Below are 1,548 nucleotides of genomic sequence, written 5' to 3' on the forward strand. Positions count from 1 at the left end.
GTAACGGGCACAAAGTTTTTTGAATCGACGAGATTGCCTAGCCTGGATGAATTTGACATGCTCATCGTCATGGGCGGCCCTATGAGCGCCAATGATGAAAGGGCGTTTCCTTGGCTAGTGCAGGAGAAGGGGTTTATCCGCAATGCCATTGAGGCCGGCAAGTCGGTTTTGGGCATCTGTCTGGGGGCACAACTGATTGCCAGCGCAATGGGTAGCCGAGTGTTTCCAAATCCCGTTAAGGAAATAGGTTGGTGGCCGGTACAAGGGGTACAGCCCCCTGATGAGCTAACCTTTCGCTTCTCGCCCTCAATTGAGGTTTTCCACTGGCACGGGGAAACTTTTGAGCTGCCACCCGGTGCAATTCACCTTGCCAAGAGCGAAGGCTGTGAGAACCAGGCCTTTCAGCTTGGGCGCTCAGTGATCGGCCTCCAGTTTCACTTGGAAACCACGCCAGAAGCGGCGCAAGAGCTTGTCTCCCACTGCCGCGACGAACTGTTGCCATCTACATATGTGCAATCTGAGGCAGCCATTCTTGCAGCTCCACCCGAAAAGTACCAAGCAATAAACAGTTTGATGGGTGAGGTGCTCTCATTCTTGTGCAGTCGTGGCAGAACCGACCACTTCTAGGGGCACTTCAGCAGGGGCCGCGGTGTAGCGGGGCAATTCTTCTAGGGCCAAGTTGAGCTTGTACATCGGGTCTGAGGTGCGGTAGTTCGGCTCCAGGTGAGTCCGAAACTGTGGCGGCAGGGATCCCGTGGGGCGAAGATTCAAAAAAGTCGTCGCTTAATTTTTGATTCAGGATCCCCTGCTCGGCAGCAGTCTACCCCAATTTGCTGGCGAACAAAGGGCCGGTCGCTAGCTCGCCTGTCGGTCTCCAAGGCAAAACGCCCTGCAATTTATAGACAATAGACAAATAAACGCCCAATTCCTGCCATGACGACTTTGACGCTCAATTTAAGCCCTTTGATAACCCTGACGCGGGCGAATTTTATCCGGCTTTGTGCCGCTAATCCTGAGCTGAAGTTGGAACGCACTGCCCAAGGAGAGCTGGTCATCATGTCTCCAACCGGGGGAGAAACGGGCCACTGGAGCGCCGAGATCACCACAGATCTAACTCTTTGGAATCGGCAATCGGGCCGGGGCAAAACATTTGATTCCTCCACCGGCTTTTCTCTGCCTTCGGGCAGCGACCGCTCTCCCGATTTAGCCTGGATCCCGATTGAGAAGTGGGAAGCTTTGGATCCGGAAGCCCGTCAGGGCTTTCTGCCCTTGTGCCCCGATTTTGTGGTGGAGATCCTCTCGCCCACCGACTCTTGGACTCAAACCCAGGCCAAGATGCAGGAGTACATGGACAACGGCTGCCGGCTGGGATGGCTGCTGGATCCCAAGGGCAAGCGGGCGATGATCTACCGGGCAGGGAAGGCGCCGGAATTGCTGGAAGACCCGCAAACTCTCTCAGGGGAAGAGGTGCTACCCGGCTTTACCTTGCCCATCCGCCAGATCTGGTCTTAGCTGCATCCTGCAACGTTTAGGGCCTACGGCCCGCTA

3 protein-coding genes are annotated in these 1,548 nt (G+C 55.6%); 2 read left to right on the forward strand and 1 reads right to left on the reverse strand.

The features are described 5' to 3' along the window. The coding region (locus tag NW857_RS12855; protein ID WP_414369185.1) for a type 1 glutamine amidotransferase at window positions 1-627 on the forward strand (627 nt) is incomplete at its 5' end. Here the strand turns inward: NW857_RS12855 and NW857_RS12860 are convergent. Continuing rightward, on the reverse strand, window positions 589-771 hold the full coding sequence (locus NW857_RS12860; protein WP_414369186.1) for a hypothetical protein: 183 nt from the start codon (window positions 769-771) through the stop codon (window positions 589-591). The genes NW857_RS12855 and NW857_RS12860 overlap by 39 nt on opposite strands. Before the next feature lie 162 nt (window positions 772-933). Here NW857_RS12860 and NW857_RS12865 point away from each other — a divergent pair, with 162 nt between their 5' ends. Continuing rightward, window positions 934-1,512: a Uma2 family endonuclease gene (locus NW857_RS12865; protein WP_414334321.1), complete on the forward strand. Its 579-nt coding sequence runs from the start codon at window positions 934-936 to the stop codon at window positions 1,510-1,512. Window positions 1,513-1,548 lie beyond the last annotated feature (36 nt).

Origin of the sequence: Synechococcus sp. H55.9 (genome assembly GCF_047462355.1) — a bacterium.
Classification (GTDB): domain Bacteria; phylum Cyanobacteriota; class Cyanobacteriia; order Thermostichales; family Thermostichaceae; genus Thermostichus.